Annotated in this window: 16 protein-coding genes; 6 read left to right on the top strand and 10 right to left on the bottom strand. The window is 69.3% G+C overall.

The window, feature by feature from the left end; all coding sequences use genetic code 11:
• Positions 1 to 63 precede the first annotated feature (63 nt).
• Positions 64 to 1,233, bottom strand: coding sequence for a 4-hydroxybenzoate 3-monooxygenase (gene pobA, locus AC5WJ1_RS23280; RefSeq protein ID WP_135703206.1), 1,170 nt, complete (start codon positions 1,231 to 1,233; stop codon positions 64 to 66).
• A gap of 127 nt (positions 1,234 to 1,360) precedes the next feature.
• Between pobA and AC5WJ1_RS23275 the strand changes: the two genes are divergently transcribed.
• Positions 1,361 to 2,248: a helix-turn-helix domain-containing protein gene (locus AC5WJ1_RS23275; RefSeq protein WP_135703207.1), complete on the top strand. Its 888-nt coding sequence runs from the start codon at positions 1,361 to 1,363 to the stop codon at positions 2,246 to 2,248.
• Positions 2,249 to 2,252: 4 nt separating this feature from the next.
• Here AC5WJ1_RS23275 and pcaDC read toward each other — a convergent pair whose 3' ends face one another.
• The 4 genes from pcaDC to pcaH form a co-directional block, all read right to left on the bottom strand.
• Positions 2,253 to 3,428: a bifunctional 3-oxoadipate enol-lactonase/4-carboxymuconolactone decarboxylase PcaDC gene (pcaDC, locus tag AC5WJ1_RS23270; protein WP_135703208.1), complete on the bottom strand. Its 1,176-nt coding sequence runs from the start codon at positions 3,426 to 3,428 to the stop codon at positions 2,253 to 2,255.
• 27 nt (positions 3,429 to 3,455) lie between these two features.
• On the bottom strand, positions 3,456 to 4,844 hold the full coding sequence (locus tag AC5WJ1_RS23265) for a 3-carboxy-cis,cis-muconate cycloisomerase (protein WP_135703209.1): 1,389 nt from the start codon (positions 4,842 to 4,844) through the stop codon (positions 3,456 to 3,458).
• 94 nt (positions 4,845 to 4,938) lie between these two features.
• A complete protein-coding gene (pcaG, locus tag AC5WJ1_RS23260; protein WP_135703210.1) occupies positions 4,939 to 5,508 on the bottom strand; it encodes a protocatechuate 3,4-dioxygenase subunit alpha in 570 nt (189 codons plus the stop codon).
• 4 nt (positions 5,509 to 5,512) lie between these two features.
• Positions 5,513 to 6,214 carry a protocatechuate 3,4-dioxygenase subunit beta gene (gene pcaH / locus AC5WJ1_RS23255; protein ID WP_494476578.1) on the bottom strand — a complete coding sequence of 234 codons (702 nt, stop codon included), beginning with the start codon at positions 6,212 to 6,214 and terminating at the stop codon, positions 5,513 to 5,515.
• A 94-nt stretch (positions 6,215 to 6,308) separates the two neighbouring features.
• Here pcaH and AC5WJ1_RS23250 point away from each other — a divergent pair, with 94 nt between their 5' ends.
• Positions 6,309 to 7,262 carry a LysR substrate-binding domain-containing protein gene (locus AC5WJ1_RS23250; RefSeq protein WP_135703212.1) on the top strand — a complete coding sequence of 318 codons (954 nt, stop codon included), beginning with the start codon at positions 6,309 to 6,311 and terminating at the stop codon, positions 7,260 to 7,262.
• 23 nt (positions 7,263 to 7,285) lie between these two features.
• Here the strand turns inward: AC5WJ1_RS23250 and AC5WJ1_RS23245 are convergent, their stop codons facing one another.
• Positions 7,286 to 8,665 (bottom strand): MFS transporter, encoded by a 1,380-nt coding sequence (locus AC5WJ1_RS23245; protein WP_133095940.1) that lies wholly within the window; start codon positions 8,663 to 8,665, stop codon positions 7,286 to 7,288.
• A gap of 456 nt (positions 8,666 to 9,121) precedes the next feature.
• Here AC5WJ1_RS23245 and AC5WJ1_RS23240 point away from each other — a divergent pair, with 456 nt between their 5' ends.
• Positions 9,122 to 9,331, top strand: coding sequence for a DUF2905 domain-containing protein (locus AC5WJ1_RS23240; protein ID WP_133095941.1), 210 nt, complete (start codon positions 9,122 to 9,124; stop codon positions 9,329 to 9,331).
• Positions 9,332 to 9,347: 16 nt separating this feature from the next.
• Here the strand turns inward: AC5WJ1_RS23240 and AC5WJ1_RS23235 are convergent, their stop codons facing one another.
• Complete coding sequence (locus tag AC5WJ1_RS23235; RefSeq protein WP_494476577.1) at positions 9,348 to 11,300, bottom strand: methyl-accepting chemotaxis protein; 1,953 nt, start codon at positions 11,298 to 11,300, stop codon at positions 9,348 to 9,350.
• A gap of 215 nt (positions 11,301 to 11,515) precedes the next feature.
• Positions 11,516 to 12,556 (bottom strand): LysR family transcriptional regulator, encoded by a 1,041-nt coding sequence (locus tag AC5WJ1_RS23230; protein ID WP_135703214.1) that lies wholly within the window; start codon positions 12,554 to 12,556, stop codon positions 11,516 to 11,518.
• A 143-nt stretch (positions 12,557 to 12,699) separates the two neighbouring features.
• On the opposite strand from AC5WJ1_RS23230, the gene AC5WJ1_RS23225 reads away from it, so the two are divergent.
• Positions 12,700 to 13,935, top strand: coding sequence for an MFS transporter (locus AC5WJ1_RS23225; protein ID WP_135703215.1), 1,236 nt, complete (start codon positions 12,700 to 12,702; stop codon positions 13,933 to 13,935).
• Positions 13,936 to 14,028: 93 nt separating this feature from the next.
• On the opposite strand, the gene AC5WJ1_RS23220 is transcribed toward AC5WJ1_RS23225, so the two are convergent.
• Both AC5WJ1_RS23220 and AC5WJ1_RS23215 read right to left on the bottom strand, forming a co-directional pair.
• Positions 14,029 to 15,936, bottom strand: a complete 1,908-nt coding sequence (locus tag AC5WJ1_RS23220) for a sensor histidine kinase (RefSeq protein WP_240745841.1) — start codon at positions 15,934 to 15,936, stop codon at positions 14,029 to 14,031.
• 11 nt (positions 15,937 to 15,947) lie between these two features.
• Entirely contained in the window at positions 15,948 to 16,649 is a 702-nt protein-coding gene (locus tag AC5WJ1_RS23215; RefSeq protein WP_135703216.1) for a response regulator transcription factor, read from the bottom strand.
• A 399-nt stretch (positions 16,650 to 17,048) separates the two neighbouring features.
• Between AC5WJ1_RS23215 and AC5WJ1_RS23210 the strand changes: the two genes are divergently transcribed.
• Both AC5WJ1_RS23210 and xth read left to right on the top strand, forming a co-directional pair.
• Complete coding sequence (locus AC5WJ1_RS23210) at positions 17,049 to 18,173, top strand: BON domain-containing protein (protein WP_135703217.1); 1,125 nt, start codon at positions 17,049 to 17,051, stop codon at positions 18,171 to 18,173.
• A 110-nt stretch (positions 18,174 to 18,283) separates the two neighbouring features.
• Entirely contained in the window at positions 18,284 to 19,093 is an 810-nt protein-coding gene (gene xth, locus AC5WJ1_RS23205) for an exodeoxyribonuclease III (protein ID WP_135703218.1), read from the top strand.
• Positions 19,094 to 19,098: the final 5 nt, after the last annotated feature.

Raw genomic sequence — 19,098 nt, 5'->3', positions numbered from 1 at the left:
CGGCAAGTGCCGCGCTCTATTTTTTCTTCCGACAACGCCCCGCGCGGCACCGGTTTTGGCCGTTCAGTACGGCAACCCCACATAGTTCTCCGCCAGCACCCGGCACGCCGCTTCCGAACCCACCAGGTAATCGAGCTCGGCCCGCTGCATGCGCAGCGCAAACGGATCCGCAGCCGGGAAGCGATGCATCAGCGAAGTCAGCCACCATGAAAAGCGCTCGGCCTTCCAGATGCGGCGCAGGCAGCGCGCCGAATAGGCATCCAGCTCGCGCTTGTCGTCATGCCGGTAGGCGGCGACCAGTCCATCGGCCAGGGTCAGCACGTCGCTGGCGGCCAGGTTCAGCCCCTTGGCGCCGGTGGGCGGCACGATATGCGCGGCATCGCCGGCCAGGAACAGGTTGCCGAAGCGCATCGGCTCGCACACAAAGCTGCGCAGCGGCGCGATGCTTTTCTCGATGCTCGGGCCCGTCACCAGCGACTGCGCCGACTGCGGATCGAGGCGGCAACGCAGTTCGTCCCAGAAGCGTTCATCGGACCAGTCCTCCACGCGCTCGCTCGACGGCACCTGTACGTAGTAGCGGCTGCGCGTGCGCGAGCGCATGCTGCACAGCGCAAAGCCGCGTTCGTGGCTGGCATAGATCAGTTCCTCCGCCACCGGCGGCGTGTCCGAGAGGATGCCAAGCCAGCCGAACGGATAGACGCGCTCGAACAGCTGCGTGGCGGTAAGCGGCACGCTCTGGCGGCTGACGCCATGAAAGCCGTCGCAGCCGGCGATGTAGTCGCAGTGGATCTCGTGCGCCACGCCGCCCTTGCGGTAACGGACCACCGGCCTGGCGCCATCGAAATCATGAAGGCTGACATCCTGCGCCTCGTAGACCGTGGTGATGCCCGCTTCCTGCCGTGCCGCCATCAGGTCGCGCGTGACCTCCGTCTGGCCGTAGACGGTCACGCTGCGGCCGACCAGCGCATGCAGGTCGATCCGATGCCGCTGGCCATCGAACGACAGCTCGATGCCGTCGTGCACCAGGCCTTCCTCATGCAGCCGCGCCGCCACGCCCGCGCGCTCCAGCGCATCGACGGTCACACTCTCGAGGATGCCGGCGCGGATGCGCCCCAGCACGTATTCCGGGCTGCGTTGCTCGACGATGATGTTGTCGATGCCCGCCTTGGTAAGCAACTGCCCGAGCAGCAGGCCGGCGGGGCCGGCGCCGATGATGGCAATCTGGGTGCGCATGTCTTGTCTCCTTGTACATATCGATCTACCGGCGCTAACGATAGTCGGCGGAGGCCCGCTACGGAATGGACAGACCGAACCGATGACAGGACAATCGGAACATTGCTGGTAAACACTGACGCCCCCCGTGAAACCTGTCCCGACCTACTCCCTGTATGGCGTGAATTCGTCCGAGCCGCTGTCTGACCAGCTGCATTTCGAGTCCATCGCCGCGCGCAGCCGCCTGCACGGGTGGGAGATCAAGCCCCACCGGCATGAACGCTTCCTGCAAATTCTGTACATCCACGCGGGTGGCGGGGAAGCCCTGCTCGAGGAACGCCGCGAGCCGTTGCGCGGCGGCTCGCTGGTGACGATGCCGCCGCGGCACATCCACGGCTTCGTGTTTACGCCGGACACTGACGGCATGGTTGTCACCATGACCGACAGCCACCTGCGCACGCTGCTGGCGGGTGTGCCGGATGCGCTGCCGCTGCTCGACCACCCGCGCCACGACCGCGTGCGGCGCGGGCATGCGCTGGCGGATGCGCTGGCGCTGTTTCGTGCGGAGATGGAAGCGGTGTCCGCCTGGCGCGGGGCGTCGCTGTCGGCGCTGCTGACGCTGGTGCTGATCGGCATTGCGCGGCTGGGCAATGCCGATCAGCCGGCCGCCGCGCGCAGCAGCGGCCGACCGGCGCGGCACTTCCAGCACTTCCAGCAACTGCTGGAATCGGACTACCGCGAGCAGAAGGAGATCGGCCACTATGCCGGCACCATCGGCATCACGCCTACACAGCTCAACCGCGTGTGCCGCCAGGCCTCAGGGCAGTCAGCGCTGCAGATGATCCACGCGCGCGTGCTCGCCGAAGCGCAGCGCGACCTGCTCTTCAGCGACCTGGAGATCAAGCACATCGCACTGTCGCTCGGGTTTTCCGATGCGGCGTACTTCTCGCGCTTCTTCGCGCGGCAGGTGGGCCAGGCGCCCACGGAGTTCCGGCAATCGGGGCGGGCGCGGCTGCCGGCGTTCGCGGTGCGCTGACGGATCAGGCGGGCTGGTCCATCGCGGCGAAGATTTCCTCGGCCATGTGGAAGGCCGAATTCGCCGCCGGCACGCCGCAATAGATCGCCGTCTGCAACAGCACTTCCTTGATCTCGTCGCGCGTCACGCCATTGTTGGCGGCGGCGCGCAGATGGAGCTTCAGTTCATCCGTGCGGTTCAGCGCCACCATCATGGCGATGGTCAGCAGGCTGCGCGTATGGCGCGGCAGGCCTTCGCGCGTCCAGATCTCGCCCCAGGCGTAGCGTGTGATCAGGTTCTGGAATTCTTCGTTGAGCGGCGTCAGCCGCGCCAGCGAGCGATCGACATGCGCGCTGCCGAGCACCTCGCGCCGCACCGAGAGGCCGGCGTCGTAGCGCGCGTGGTCGTCGGTCACGGGCAGGCGGCCGCGCACGAAATCGATCAGTGCGGCAGTGAAGCGGCCCGGCTGCTCGAAGCTGGAGATATGCGCGGCAGGCAGTTCGATGAAACGCGCGCCGGGAATCGCATCGGCCAGCGCGCGGCCCTCCTGCGCGGTGGTCGACGGGTCCTGGCTGCCGGCGACAACCAGCACCGGCACCGGGATCGACGGCACCGTCTCGCGGAAGTCGGCGTCGCGCACCGCCGCGCAGCTGGCCGCATAGCCGCGTGGATCGAGTCCTGCCAGCACGCTGCGCAGGCCGTCCAGCGCTCGGTCGGCCGTGGCGGCAAACCCGGGGGTGAACCAGCGCTCGACCGAAGGCGCGACCATCACGCTCATGCCGTCGCGCAGCACGGTGTCGATGCGAGTGTTCCATCCCTCCGCGTTGCCGATCTTTGCGGCGGTATTGGCCAGCACGATGCGGGAAAAGCGCTCGGGCGCATGGATGCCGAGCCACATCCCGGTCAGGCCGCCCATCGACAGGCCACAGAATATGGCCTGGCCGATGCCCAATGCATCCAGGATGGCGATCACGTCCTGGCCGAGTTGTTCAACCGTGAAGGCATCGCCGGGTGCGGTCGAGCGGCCATGGCCGCGCGTGTCGTAGCGCACCACGCGAAAGCGCCCGGCCAGCGCGGCGGCCTGTGGCTCCCACATGGTGTGGTCGGTGCCGAGCGAGTTGGAGAAGATGATGGCCGGCGCGGCCTCGGGGCCGTCGACGGTGTAGAAGAGCCGGGCACCGGCGTGATCGAGATAGGGCAATGCAGTCTCCTGAGAATCCGTGGCCAGTCAGCGTGCGGCACGTCCGGCAAGCGCGGATTGCCACGCCTGCACCGCGGCATCCGCAAAAGCCGATGACTGGCCCGCGTAGTTGGCGGGGTTGGCAAGGCGGTCGAGCGTGGCGTCGTCGAGCAAGCCCGCATGGGCGGGTTCCTCCTGCAGCGTGCGGGCCAGCGCATCGCGCAGGCTGGTGCCGTCGGCCACTGCGCGGCGCGAGGCGCGCTCCACCAGATGGTGCGCCTGCAGGCGTCCGATCCTGCCGCCGATCTCCAGCATCGCGGCCTCGCCGAGTATCAACCCATGCGTGAGATCGAGATTGCCACGCATGCGCGCCGCATCGACCTGCAGCCCCGCCACCACCTCGCCGATCTGGCGCAGCGCGCCCGCGGCCAGCGTGACGATCTGCGGCAGCGTGTCCCATTCCGCCTGCCAGCCACCAAGCGCGCGCTCGTGTTCCTGCACCATGCCCGACAGCATGGTGGCCACCAGCGGCGGCACGCGCACCGATGCCGTCAGCACCGCCGCGCAGCCGACCGGATTGCGCTTGTGCGGCATGGTGCTGGAACCGCCGCGGCCGGGCCCGGTGGGCTCGGCCACTTCCGCCACCTCGGTCTGCATCAGCAGCGAGATGTCGCGCGCCATCTTGCCGAGCGTGCCGGTCAGCATGCCAAGCGTGGCGGCCACTTCGACCATGCGGTCGCGATGCGCATGCCATGGCAGCACGGGTGCGACCAGGCCCAGCTCGCGGGCCAGTGCGGCGGCTACGCCGGGCGCGGCGTAGCCGAGGCTGGCGAGCGTGCCCGCGGCGCCGCCGAACTGCAGCGCGCGGGCCTGCGCGCGTGCCGCATCAAGGCGGGCGAGGTCGCGGCGCAGCGCGTCGAGCCAGCCGGCGGCCTTGCAGCCAAAGGTGGTGGGCAGTGCATGCTGGAGCCAGGTGCGTGCCACCATCGGCGTGGCGCGGTGCGCGCTGGCCAGCGCGGCGCAGGATTCGCCCAGGCGTATCAGGTCGGCATCGAGTACGCGCAGCGCGTCGCCCAGCTGGAGGACGAGCGCGGTGTCGATGATGTCCTGGCTGGTGGCGCCCCAGTGCACGAAGCGCGCCGCATCGGCATCGCGCGCAGCCACGGCGGTGGTCAGCTGTTTGACAAACGGAATGGCCAGATTGCCGGCGGCGACCGCGGCCTGCGCCAGCGCATCGCGGTCGATGGCGCCGACGTCGCTGCAGACTTCGGTGATGACGGTCGCGGCAGCGGCCGGGATCACGCCGCATTGCGCTTCGGCGCGCGCGAGCGCGGCCTCGACGGCAAGCATGCGTTGCACGGTGCCGGCGTCGGAGAAGATGTCCAGCACCGCGGGGCTGCCGAACATGGGATCGGTAAGACGCGTGACGGTTGGCATGGGGGCGATCGGTAGGGGTCGTGGCGATGACGACCACCTGATTATGCTTTGTCGCCGGCGGCCCGGGAGATTCCCCGGCCGCCGGCGCGGCGTGTCAGATATCGAAGAACACCGTCTCGCCCGGGCCTTGCAGCACGATATCCCAGCGCAGCGTGCCATTGCCGGCATCGTTGCCAACCAGCGTGCCGCGCCGCTCGGCCGGCACCAGCGCCAGCACCGGATCGGCCCCATTGGCCGCGGCCTCGTCCGGAAAGTACATGCGCGTGGCAACGTGCTTGACCAGCCCGCGCATGAACACCGACACCATGATGTGCGGCGCCTGCGGCCGGCCGTCGGCACCGGGCACGGCGCCCGGCTTGACGGTGACGAAGCGGAACGACCCGTCAGCCTCGGTCGGCACGCGGCCGAAGCCGGTAAAGCCTGGCACCAGAGGCAGCTCGCGCGTGTCTTCGGCGTGGCGGTAGCGGCCGGCGGGATTGGCCTGCCAGATCTCGACCATGCCGTCGGGCACGGGCTCGCGGTTGCCGTCGGTGACGCGGCCTTCGATCACGATGCGCTGGCCGGCCAGTGCCGGTGCGCTGGCGGTCAGGTCGGCGCAGTTCAGCCCGCTCAGGCCGATATGGAGGTAAGGGCCGACGGTCTGGGATGAGGTGGCGTAAAGCATGGTCTTACTCCATCGGCGTGGCATCGCGGCCACGCAGCACGATATCGAAACGGTAGCCGAGCGCGTATTCGGGCTGGGTGGTCTCCCAGTCGAGGCTGGCGATGAGCCGGTCGCGCGCCTTCTCGTCCGGCACGCAGTTGAAGATCGGGTCGAACGGCAGCAACGGATCGCCGGGGAAGTACATCTGCGTCACCAGCCGCGTGGCGTAGGCATTGCCAAACAACGAGAAGTGGATATGCTGCGGCCGCCAGGCATTGTGGTGGTTGCGCCAGGGATAGGCGCCGGGCCTGATGGTCTTGAACCGGTAGTGCCCGTTGGCGTCGGTGACGGTGCGGCCCTCTCCGGAGAAATGCGGGTCCAGCGGCGCGTCGTGCTGGTCGCGCTTGTGCACGTAGCGGCCGGCCGCGTTTGCCTGCCACACCTCGATCAGCGCGTTCGGCACCGGCCGGCCATTCTCGTCCAGCACGCGGCCGGTCACGAGGATGCGCTCGCCGATGGGCTCGCCGCCGTTGCCGACGGTGAGGTCGTTATCGCCTTCGCGGACGAACTCGTCGCCGAAGGTGGGACCGGTCACTTCGGACAGCGACTGCGGCAGCGCAATCAGCGGCTGGCCCGGCGAGCGCTTCTGCGTGGAAGCGTAGGGGTCGAAGCGGTATTCGGGCTGGGTGTCCCAGTAGGGACGTCGATACTGGGCAAGGCGGGTCATTGCGCAGTCTCCTTGTCGTTGGAATGGTATGACTTTAAGCAACACATAAAGTCATGTAAATTGAGATTTCCAAGAATTACGATAACTTTTCAGCATGAAACCCCCCGCCCCACCCGCGCTCGAAATCTTCCGCAACCGCGTGCGGCTGCGGCATCTCTACTGCTTCGTGGCGGTGTCGCAGACCCAGCACCTGGGCCGCGCCGCTGATCGCCTGGGGCTGACGCAGCCAGCCGTGTCCAAGACCCTGAGCGAGCTGGAGGAGCTGACCGGCACGCGCCTGCTGGTGCGCCAGCGCGCGGGCACGGAACTGACCACCGCCGGCACGCGCTTCCTGCGCCACGCGCTGCGCATCCTCGCCGATATCGATGCGGCGGCCGACAGCATGGCCGGCGAGCAGGCGCAGCCACAGGAGCGCATCCGGCTGGGCGCGCTGCCCAGCGTCGTGCCGGCGGTGCTGACCGATGCCTTGCTGCGCTTCCGCGCCGCGCACCCCGAGGTCGGGCTTGCCGTCCAGACCGGCATGAACCGCAGCCTGATCGACCAGCTCAAGGCCGATGTGCTGGATCTGGTCATTGGCCGGATGGATGACCCGGTTGCCATGGAAAGCCTGTGGTTCGAATCGCTGGGCCCGGACTCGCTGGCGCTGGCGGTGCGTTCCGCGCACCCTCTTGCCGCCGTATCGCGGCCGACCTTGCTTGACGTGCTGGCATGGCCGCTGGTGATCCCGGCAGCGGGCTCGATCCCCCGCCACAACACCGAAAGCCTGCTCGCCCGCCACGGCCTGCCCCTGCCGGGCGGATGCGTGGAAACATCGGACGCCTACCTCGGACGGCTGCTGGCCCGCCACAGCGACTGCGTGTGGGCGGCGCCGCTGTCTGCCGCGCAGCGCGCGGTGGCCGAGGATGAACTGGTCCTGCTGCCGCTCGATACGCAGGGCACGGAGGAACCGATCGGCCTGCTACGGCACGGCGACCGCACCCTCAGCCCGATGGCCGAAGCGCTGGCTGACTGCATCCGCGCCGCGGCCCGGCCGCTTGCGGCTCAGTGATGCTCAGGACTGCTCAGTGAGGCTCAGTGAGCTGCCACGCCGGCGCTGCCCTCGGCGTCGGCACCCGGGGCATGACTGCCGCTGAAATGCTTGACCACCAGCGCACCGGCAGCCAGGAATGCCGGCACGGCAAGCAGCGTAAAGATGGTGTCGAAGCCCAGATGCAGCCGCAGCAGTTCGGCACCGAGCAAGGCCCCGGTGATGCCGCCGAAGCGGCCGATGCCAAGCATCCACGCCACCCCGGTGGCACGGCCCTGCGTCGGGTAGAACGCCGCGGCCAGCGACGGCATCGACGACTGCGCGCCGTTCATGGCGGTGCCGGCGAGAAAGATCAGCACGCCAAGCAGCACCTGGCTGCCAGTGCCGTGCCCCACGGCGTAGATCAGCACGCCGGTGGCGGCGTAGGTGATGGCGATCACCTTGTTGGGGTTGAAGCGGTCCATGAACCACCCGGCCGCGATGGTGCCGATGCCGCCGCCGAGCGGGAACAGCGCTGTCAGGAATGACGCGTGCTGGATCGAGAAGCCGGCGTCCTTCATCAGCGTGGGCATCCAGCTCGTCAGCAGGTAGAAGATGACCAGGCCCATGAAGTAGGTGCACCACAGCATCGCCGAACCCAGGCGATAGCCCGGCGCCAGCACGGTGCCGATGGCGGAGCGGGTCGCGGGCGCCTGCTCGCCGATGACGAAGGCGTTCGCTGCCCCCACGTCCGCGCCGGTCACGCGCCGCAGCAGCTGGCGGATCTGGTCGGCCGGATAGTTGCGCAACACCATGTAGCGCACCGACTCGGGCAGCAGCACCACCAGCAGCAGCGCCAGCGCAAGCGGCACGATGCCGCCAAGCAGCAGCACGCTGTGCCAGCCGAAATGCGGGATCATCGCGGCGGCGACAAAGCCGCCGGCCGCGGAGCCGAGCGGAAAGCCGCAGAACATAGTGTTCACCAGCACGGCCCGGCGGCGTTGCGGCGCGAACTCGGCGGTCAGCGTCACGGCATTGGGCATGGCGGCGCCCAGACCCAGGCCGGTCAGGAAGCGCAGCACCGTCAGCCAGCCCAGCGTGGGCGCAAAGGCCGTGGCCAGGCTGCAGGCGCCAAAGAAGAAGACCGACAGCACCAGCACCTTCTTGCGGCCGATGCGATCAGCCAGCGGGCCAGCAAAGATCGCGCCGAAGGCGAGGCCGAACAGCGCCGCGCTCATGACGGGCCCGAGGGCCGATTTCTCGATCCCCCAGTCCTGCACCAGCGCCGGCGCGATATACCCGATGGCGGCGGTATCGAAGCCGTCGACGGCAACCACCAGGAAGCAAAGCACAAGGATCAGCCACTGGTAAGCAGTGAATCGCTGTCCGTCGATCAGGGCCTGGACGTCCGCGACGCCAGCCTTGGTTTGGAGGGATTGGGGCACTATTGTCTCCGTCTGCCTTGGAAATCGCGCGGTCCGCCTGCAGGCAGGCACGACCGGCACCGCGATTTGTTCTAATAGCGAACTCACGTTCTCTAATTGAACGAATCTTAGGCAACGGGCATTGAGGCCAAGAATTGGCGTTAACCCGGCAAAAAGGCGTGCGCATCAGAGCCGCGATTCACCAGGAATCTCCACCTATCTCGGGTTTTTCACTATCTGTTCCTCACTATTTTGGATATTTATTTCACTGTTCTACGACATACTGAAATTTTCTATCCCAACCATCAATACGAATAAGGAAATTTCATACAAAAAGCGCGAGCCTTCAATTTACATTCCGAAATCCATGTAAATCACGGCATCCTGACCAGGATGGCTGGCCGGCGGCAGACCGGAATCAATGCGTCGACCTGCCGGTCAAATGCCTCAGGATCGCCCGCTGACCCTCCCCATCCCATGCAACGCCTGCTCCTCATCCTGGGCGCCGTGCTGCTTGCCGCCGGCGCCGCCTGGCCCTGGCTGTCGAAGTTGCCGTTCGACCGCCTTGGCCGCCTGCCCGGCGACATCCATATCGTCCGCGACGGCTTCAGCTTCTACCTGCCGATCACGACCTGCATCCTGGTGTCGGTGGTGGTCTCGGTCGTGATCTGGCTGCTGCGGCGCTGACCCCGCGCCAGCGGCATCAGGCCGCCTGCGCCTCGGTGCGGAACACCGCCATCGCGCGCTGCATCTGCTGCGCCTGCGCCTGCAGCGACTGCGCCGCGGCGGCGGCCTCCTCCACCAGCGCGGCGTTCTGCTGCGTGACCTGATCCATCTGCGCCACCGCCTGGTTGACCTGCGCGATGCCGGTGCTCTGCTCGCGCGAGGCATGGCTGATCTCGTCCATCATCGCCGTCACGCGGCGGATCGCCGCCACCGTGCTGTCCATGCTGGCGGCGGCATCCACCGCCAGCGACGTGCCGGATGCCACGCGCTGCGCCGACTGCGAGATCAGCGCGCCAATTTCCTTGGCCGAGTTGCCGGCACGTTGCGCCAGCCCGCGCACCTCGGTCGCCACCACGGCGAAGCCGCGCCCGGCCTCGCCCGCGCGCGCCGCCTCCACCGCGGCGTTCAGCGCCAGGATATTGGTCTGGAAGGCGATGGCATCGATCACCGCGATGATGTCGACGATGCGGCGCGAATCGGCCTCGATGTCCTGCATGGTCTGCCGCATGCGCCCCACCGCGGCGCCGCCGGCCAGCGCGATGTCCGACGCCTCGCGCGCCAGCTCGCTGGCCTGCCCGGCGCTGCCGGCGTTCTGCTGCACGGTGGCGGTAAGCTGCTCCATGCTGGCCGCGGTCTGCTCCAGCGAAGAGGCCTGTTGCTCGGTACGCGCCGACAGGTCGATATTGCCCTGCGCGATCTCGCCGGCGGCAGCCAGCACATTGTGCGCGCCGGCCTTGGTATCGCCGATCAGCCCGCGCCAGCTGTCCACCAGCGACAGCAGGTGGCGCTTGACCTCGCTGAGTTCGTCGCGCCCGTGCACCGCCATGCTCAGGCTCAGGTCGCCGGCGTTGATGCGGTCGACCATGTCCCCCACGGTGCGCACATCGCTGCGCATGCCGCGGCTGAAGCCGCCGAACAGATAGAAGGCCAGGGCCAGCGCGACCACGCCCAGCGCCGCCAGCAGCACGAACTGGCGCTGCTGCGCGGCGATGCGCTGCGCCAGCATGGCGCCGGCGATGGCCGAGAACTCCCTGTTGGCGGCCAGTACGCCGTTGATCGCCGCGGTCGCCTCGTCGAAATAGGTCTTGGCATCGATGCCGATGCCGCTCGCACCAAGCATGCGCGACTTGAGCGTGCGGTGGAAGTTGTCCATCGCCGCCAGCTGCTGCATGGCCGCGTCGAGCTGCGGCTGGTGTGCCGGCGCATTCCTGCGCACGCGCGCGGCATCGCGCCGGATGGCTTCAAGTCCCTCCTGGATCTGCTCGGCAAGCGCGCCCAGGTCGGCCTGCTGCGCGGCATCGGCATAGCCGCCCCGCGCGATGATGCCGGCGCCGCGCCCGCGCGCCAGCGCGCTGTGCTCCGCCAGGCGCGGCATTGGGCCAACCATCAGGCTGATCAGGTAGTAGGCGCCGGCCTCGCCGTCGAGCGCGAGCTCCGAACGGTCGGCCACGTCGGCGATGAACAGCAGCGTCTGCCTGACCAGCGCGCTGTGCCGCTCGAACAGCGGTCCGGGCGAGGTGTTCAGGCCGAGGCCGCGGATGTACTGCCAGTCCTGCTCCAGCTTGCGCGCCGAGGGCTCGAGCGCAAAGCCGGGATTGGCGGTGGTGGCGCGCAGCAGTTCGGCCAGGTTGCCCGCGGCCTTGCCGTCGGCCGCGTCGAAGGTCGGCCGGAAGCCGGCGTTGCCGGCCAGCACGGTATTCGCGGCACCGCGCCGGACCTGCGTCTCGCGCATGAAATCAAGCGCGTGGCCGACGATGACCAGGCCGCGCCGTTCGCTGTCGGTGGTGCGGATCGACTGCGCCGAGCCATGCAGCACGACGTACATCGCTCCGCACAGCGGCACGAGGAACAGCACCGCGATCAGGGTCAGTTTCTGGTTGATGTTGAGGCGCGCCATCAGGCGCTCGGCGGGGCGGAAAAAGGCGGTCATCGGGCTCGGCAAGGGGTTGGCTTTCCCCCGGGCTATCGGCCGCGTTTTCCAGGCCTGAAGCACGAATTCCGATCGTTTTGACGATGCGCAAACGGGGTGCAGAAAATGCCCGGCATCGGGGCAAAATGCACGCACCAGGGGCAGAAAAACGGTGCTTGCACGCCAAGGTCGGCGATACCGACAGAGTCCTCTGCGCGATTGCGGTGTGCCGTCGTCTATCGCTTTCCGGCCCTCGCTTTGCCCGCCCCGGTCTGTGCCTGCCTGCGCCGGGCGCGCGGCGGCTGCACGCCCGCCATGGCCGGCACCGCCTCGCGCATGGCATCGATGAACAACCTGAGCCTGGCGGGGTAGAAGCTGGCGTACGGATAAACCAGGTAGACCGGCAGCGGCTCGGCCTGCCACTCCGGCAGCAGGTGCAGCAGGTCGCCGCGCGCGATGTCGTCGGCGAAGATCCACGCCGAGCCCACGCCGACGCCCAGGCCCTGCAGCGCGGCACTGCGCAACGCGTACAGGCTGTCGGTGCTCAGCCGCGGCCGGAACCGGAGTTCGCGGGAGTCGCCGCTGGCCGCGTGCGACAGCGTCATCGCCTGGCGGTAGAAGGTGTGCAGCGCCAGCCAGGGCAGCGCCTCCAGTTCCTCGGGCTGGAGCGGCAGCCGCCGGCCTTCGAGCAGCGCCGGCGCGGCGACTGCCACGCGCGGCACTTCGGCCAGCCTGACTGCGACCAGCCCGGGCTCGCGCACCTCGCCGACATGGATGGCGCAATCGATGGCCTCGGCGATGAAGTCGGGCGTGCGGTCATGCAGCAGCCACTCCACCGCGACCTGGTCGTACTGGCGCATGTAGGCGGCCAGCGGCGGCACCATCAGGTCCTGGCCGAAGGCATGCGGCACCACCACGCGCAGCGTGCCCTCGGGCGCGTAGCCGGCGCCGCGCAGGTCGGCCTCCAGCGTCGCCCAGTCGCCGACCAGCGCCTTGGCGCGCTCGTAGCAGCGCTCGCCGTCTTCGGTCAGCTTCATCCCATGCGTGGAGCGCTGCAGCAGGCGCACGCCCAGCTGCCGCTCCAGCGCCTGCAGGCGGCGGCTGACGGTGGGCTGCGTGGTCCGCAATTGCGCGGCGGCTTGCGACAAACTGCCGGCCTCGACGATGCGCACGAAGGTCTGGAGCAGGTCGATGCGGTCGGCACCGGCGCTGGCCGGAGCGGGTTCCGGGGTGCCGGCCCGTGCGGTGGCCCGTGCAGTGGTCCGGGATCTGGTCATACGCGCCTCGTATAGCCGTTGTTCACCGCACACCTCTACCAGAAAACGCGGGGGCCGGACAACATCTGCATCCATCGCATCCACTGCACCGATTGCGGATCTGCCTTTTTTCAACGAAATCACCAGATTCAGGAACAACGACCATGCCTTGCCTATCCACCTCGCCCGCCGCTGCCATCGCGGCGCCATCGCCGGCACCGGCGCTCCCGGCACGCCTCGTATTGATGCTCGCCACTGCCGCCGGTCTCGCCGTCGCGTCGCTGTACTACAGCCAGCCCATGCTCGGCATCATGGCGCCTGACCTGCACACCTCCGCCACGGCTGTCGGCGCCATCCCGACGCTGACGCAGCTTGGCTATGCGCTGGGCATCCTGCTGCTGGCACCGCTCGGCGACCGCTTCGACCGCCGCCGCATCATCCTGGCCAAGTCGGCGGCGCTGGTGGCCGCCCTGCTGCTGGCGGGACTGGCGCCCGGCATCGGCTTGGTGCTGGCGGCGAGCCTGGCCATCGGCCTGTCCGCCACGCTGGCGCAGGACATCGTGCCCGCCGCGGCAACGCTGGCGCCCGATGCGCAGCGCGGCAAGGTGGTGGGCACGGTCATGACCGGGCTGCTGCTCGGCATCCTGCTGTCGCGGGTGGTCAGCGGCCTTGTCGCCGCGCAATTCGGCTGGCGCGCGATGTTCATCGCCGCCGCCGGCAGCATCGCCGCGATGGCGCTGGTGGCGCAGCGCAGCCTGCCGCGTTTCGCCCCGACCGCGGTGATGCCCTACCGCGCGCTGCTGGGCTCGCTGCTGACGCTGTGGCGCCGGCATGGCGACCTGCGCCGCGCGGCGCTGGCGCAGGCGCTGCTGTCGGTCGGCTTCAGCGCGTTCTGGTCAACGCTGGCGGTGATGCTGCATGGCGCCCCGTTCCACCTTGGCAGCGAAGCTGCTGGCGCATTCGGGCTGGCCGGTGCGGCAGGCGCGCTCGGCGCCCCGATCGCGGGCCGCATCGCCGACCGCCGCGGCCCGCAGGCCGTGACCCGGCTCGGCGCCGCGCTCGCCGCGCTGTCCTTTGCCGCCATGCTGCTGGCGCCATGGCTGTCGCCGCAGGCGCAGCTCGGGCTGCTGGTGGCCGCCGCCGTCGGCTTCGACCTGGGCGTGCAGGTAACGCTGGTCGCACACCAGACCATTGTCTATGGCATCGACCCGGGCGCGCGCAGCCGGCTGAACGCGGTGCTGTTTGTCTGCATGTTCGCCGGCATGGCCGCGGGCGCCGCGCTCGGCAGCCTGGCGCTGGCGCATGCCGGCTGGACGGGTGTGGCCGCGCTCGCCACGGCCACATCGCTGGCAGCGTTGGCGGTACGGACGCTGCCGTTGCGAGCCGGGCAGGCGTCGTAACCAGGAAGCAATGCGCAAGGCTTCCTGCGGGCGGTGATGGCGGGCGGCTACGTCCCCGCCCGGCCTGCGCCCTGGCATGCCGCCGCGGCACGATCATGCGGCGGGTGCCAGTCCCTCACCTTCCTCGCCGTCCTCATCCCCCGTCGGCGCCAGCGGCAGTTCGATCGTCAGCGTCGTCTGGCCCGGTACCGATTTCAATTGCAGCCGCCCGCTGATCGCCGCAGCACGCACCCCCATATTGCGCAGCCCGCGCCCGCCACGCGGGGCGTCGACATCGAAGCCGCGCCCGTCATCGCCCAGCGTGACGCGGATCACCTGCGCCACCGGGTCGGCATGCGCCGCCAGCGTGATCGCGCTGGCGCCGGCGTGCTGCAGCACGTTGGTGATGCCCTCGAGCAGCAGGTACTGCAGCTCCTGCACCTTGCGCGCGGTGAAGTGGGGCAGCACCGGCAGCCGCTCGACCTGCCAGCGGATGGCGATGCCGGCCTCTTCGATGCGCGGCCCCAGCCGGTAGCGCAGGTTGCCCAGCACCGCGGCGAGGTCGCCGCCGGTGTCCTGCATGGCATCGATGGAGAGCTTGAGCGAGTCCAGCGCATGCCGCACCTGCCCGGCGATCTCCGCGCGGCTGGGCTGGCCTGACTCCAGCATCGACAGCGTGGTGACCAGCTGGCTGCCGAGGCCGTCGTGCATGTCGCGCAGGATGCGGCTGCGCTCGCGCAGCGCGGTCTGCTCGGCGGCGGCCTTCTGCGCGCGTGCGAACACCGCGCGCAACTCGGCCTCGCGCTGCGCCACGCGCTCGCTCAGCACCTGGTTGGCGCGCTGCAGGCTGCGTACGGCGCTGGTGTAGCGCTCCACCAGCATCCACGCCATGACCACGCTGAACGGCACCGAGACATAGCGGGTCATCGAGTGCACCCAGTAGTAGTCGCCGGTCAGCCACACGCGCAGCCAGTCGCCCAGGAACAGCACCGCCGACACGCCCACGGTGGCGGCCAGCAGCCTGGCCTCGCGGCTTGGATGCCGCAGCGCGGCCCATACCAGCGCGGCCGCCACCGTCAGGATGATGCCGACCTTGGCCAGCCAGCTCAGCGGGAACACCAGCGGATGGCTCGACAGCGCGGCCAGCGGCGCCAGTATGGGCAATGCCAGCCACAGGTAGGCGTCGAGCGTGCGGTGCAGCCAGCGCCAGGGCACGCGGATCACCAGCAGGCAGAACTTGCCGATGGCGCCGAGGAAGACCTCGCGCGCGGCCGCGACGATATAGCTGCGCAGTTCCGGCGGCAGCGCGAGGTCGTCGACAAAATAGTCGAGCAGCCGCACGCTCCAGGCGATCTCGGCCAGGCCGTACAGGCCGAACAGCGGGTCGCGCTGGCGCCACCAGATCAGCAGCGCGATGGTGCCGAGCACGGCGCTAAGCACGGCGACGATGAAGGGCCCGGCCACGCGCACCATGAATGCGTCCTGGTAGCGCGCGCGCACCGCCTTGGCCGGCCCCACCGTGACCGGCAGCAGGCCGGCTCGTGAAAACGCGCGCGCCGCCACCGTGATGCGCAGCGCGTTGCCGTGCTCGCGCACCAGCTCCGGCGGCAACGGCACATAGTAGGGTCGCTTGGCCAGCGCGGATGACGGCGCGCCCAGGCTGCCGCCCGCCGCCACCAGGATGCCGTTCAGGCGCACCTCGTAGCTGCCGCCTGCCCACGGCACGAACAGCCCTGCCGCTGCCGCCGCCGGCCAGCCGCGGTCAAAGCGCAGGTCGTAGACCGCCATGCCGGACTTGCCCGGCAGCGCGCGGTCCCAATAGTCCGGCAGCGTCAGCGGCTGCGCCGGCAGCAAGCTGCCGTCGCTAAGCGTGGCGCTGCGCACGGCCAGCTCCAGCTCCGCCAGCCCGTCGCTGGCGGCCGGCGCGGCACCACGCGCCGGCGACGCCAGCCACGACAGCGGCAGCAGTACCGCAAGCACGGCAAGCAAGGTCCGGGTGAGTCGCAGCCAGGTCGGCGGCATGGCGCAGGAAGCTACAGGGACTTGAGCAGGCCGAGCTTGGCGGCCTCATACACGGCTTCGCCGCGCGAGCGCACCGCCAGCTTGCCGTAGATGTTCTTGATGTGCGATTGCACGGTATGCACGCTCAGGCCGACATAGCGCGCGGTCTCGGCATAGGTATAGCCGCGCGAGATCAGGTCGAGGATCTCGCTTTCGCGCGCGGACAGCGTGACGCCGCGCTGGGCGGCGTTGCCGCGTCCGGCGCATTCGGCGGCCCCGGCCAACCCAGCGGCCCCGGCGGGCTCGCCGCGCAGGCGGTTGACCACCTGGCGCGCAATCAGCGGGCTCATCGGCGAGCCACCGGCGCGCAGTTCGCCGATCGAGGCGGCGATGCGGTCGGTGGTCTCGTCCTTGAGCAGGTAGCCAATGGCGCCGGCTTCGATGCTGGCCAGCACGTGCTGGTCGTCGCCGAACACCGTGACCACCATGCATTCGCACTCGGGATAGCGTTCGCGCACCTGGCGTATCACGGCGATGCCGCTGCCGTCCGGCAGGCCCAGGTCGCACAGCAGGACGTCGGGCTGGTGCAGCGCCAGCCAGGCAAGGGCATTGGCGACACTGCCGGCGCAGCCGGCCACGGTACTGGCGGGAGCATGCATCTCGACGGCCTGCACCAGGCGGCTCTGCGCCGCCGGGTCATCCTCGACGATCAGGACTCTTGTTGTGCTTGTCATGCCAGTGTGGTTGCGGGGCCCTGCCGTTGCGTCGGCGCGACGGGTTGCCGGCGGATTCTGACATATCCCCCGGTGTCGCGGGCGTGGCTCGGGCTGGTTTTCAGGGTAAACACAAGCGTCGCCGCGGCCGCCCGCACCAGCCTATCCATGCGGGTGTCGCTTTTCGTCCGCTGGTTCGCGGCGCCGCCCCGTTGTGGAGCACGCGGCATTTCTCCCGGTTCCCCACCCTGCATCCCTTACAAGGTCTGCAAGGCTTGCACGGCCTGCGGCGTCACCCGGGCCGCAGGCGCGCGGCTGCCGCACGGTATGAATCTTGCCGCTCCTGATAACCCGCCACCGGAATGCGGACATTGTTGTGCTCGTCCGCGTATGGCGCCATTCACATATCAGGAAATCAGCATGAGCTACTACTACGACGAACGCCAACGCCGCCAGGCGTGGGACGACGACGACTGGCAACCGGAATCCGAAAGCGACCGCGACCGCTGGCAGGCGCAGCGCCGTCGCCAGCAGCTGACGCCGGGCCAGACCAGCTACGGCGGGCCGGCACGCCAGGGCGGCGGCTACAGTGACGAGTACGGAGCCGGCCGGTATCCGGAGCGGCCGACGCAAGGCGAGTACGGCAGCCGCGGCCAGCAGCGCTCCGCCGGTGCGTGGCGCGGTGACTACGACTATCCACAGCGCCAGGACTTCCAGGGTTCCCAGGGTTCCCAGGGCTACCAGGGCGATGAAAGCCGGCGGTATGAGCGCGACGAGCGCAGCCAGCGCGACCGGGACGAAGAGCGCTATCGCCGCCGAGCCGGCAGCAGCCTGAGCTACGGCCTGAACGGCGGCTATGGCTGGGAACGCGCAGGCGAATGGCGCGATCCGCAGGCGTGGCAACGCGATGACGAATACGCCGACCGCCAGTGGCGCGAAAGCGCCGAGCGCGCCCGCGACCCGTATGAGATCGCTCGCGAGCGCAACCGCGACCGCTACTTCCGCGACCTGCGCAGCGACACCCGCTACTGGACCGAGGACCGCGACGAGCGCGAAGACCAGCAGCGCTACGGCCAGCGCTACAGCCGCGCGGCGGCGCGCCAGCGGGGGTGGGAAACCGATGATCGCGAAGGCTATCGCGGCGACGACCGGGAAGACCGCGGCGTGCTCTACAACCTTGGCCGCCGCATCGGCGAGGCGGTCGGCGACCTGTTCGGCACCGACCAGCGCGAGCACGAGCGCAAGGCTGGCCCGCGCGGCTACCAGCGCAGCGACGACCGCATCCGCGACCAGATCTGCGAGCGGCTCAGCTATGCGCGCGGCGTCGATGTCAGCGATGTCAGCGTCGACGTCAACGAAGGCGTGGTGTCGCTGACCGGCACGGTGCGCGAGCGCGGCCAGAAGTACTACATCGAGGATCTGGCCGACGGCACCTACGGCGTGAAGGAAGTCAACAACGACATCCGGGTGCGCCGCGAGGGCCACGGCACCAGCGCCGGCAGCACGAGTACGTCCGAGGCGACCGGGAGCACCTGGCGCGCCTGATTTGCCGCAGCAGCGCACCGGTGCAGCGCCGGTGCGCGCGGCAGATGCCCCGGCCGGCACTTGTGCCGGCCGGCCTCGTTCCTGCCTCATTACCAACGCGCAAGGTGCCCATGCCCGCCCTCAAGATCGCCACGTTCAACATCAACGGCATCCGCAGCCGGGTCGGCGCGCTGCGCCACTGGCTGGAGCGCGAGGCGCCCGACGTGGCCTGCCTGCAGGAACTGAAGACCGCCGACGAAAGCTTTCCCGCGCGCGAACTGCGCGAGGCCGGCTACGGCGCCGTCTGGCACGGCCAGAAGTCGTGGAACGGCGTTGCCATCCTGGCGCGCGGCGCCGATCCGGTGGAAGTCCGCCGTGGCCTGCCCGGCGATCCCGACGACAGCCACAGCCGCTACCTGGAGGCAGCGGTGCACGGCATCCTGGTCGGCTGCCTCTACCTGCCCAACGGCAATCCGCAGCCCGGGCCCAAGTTCGACTACAAGCTGGCCTGGTTCGCGCGGCTGATCGAACACGCGCAGACGCTGTTCGACAGCGGCCAGCCGGTGGTGCTGGCGGGCGACTACAACGTGGTGCCCACCGACGAAGACATCTACAACCCGCGCTCGTGGCGCAAGGACGCGCTGCTGCAGCCTGAAAGCCGCGAGGCCTACGCGCGCCTGCTGGCGCAAGGCTGGACCGATGCGTTGCGCACGCACTATGGCGAGGAACGCGTCTACACCTTCTGGGACTACTTCCGCCAGCACTGGCAGACCAACTCCGGGCTGCGCATCGACCACCTGCTGCTGAGCGCCGACCTCGCCCCGCGGCTGCGCGATGCGGGCGTCGACACCTGGGTCCGCGGCGAGGATCATCCCAGCGACCATGCACCGGCGTGGGTGGTGCTGAACCGGCCCGCCGCCCGGCGCAAGCGCGCGCCATAGCCAGC

The organism is Cupriavidus sp. MEYA8, from assembly GCF_059278825.1.
The sequence above is the reverse complement of the archived record's forward strand: the minus strand, read 5'-3'. Positions and strand labels throughout refer to the sequence as shown.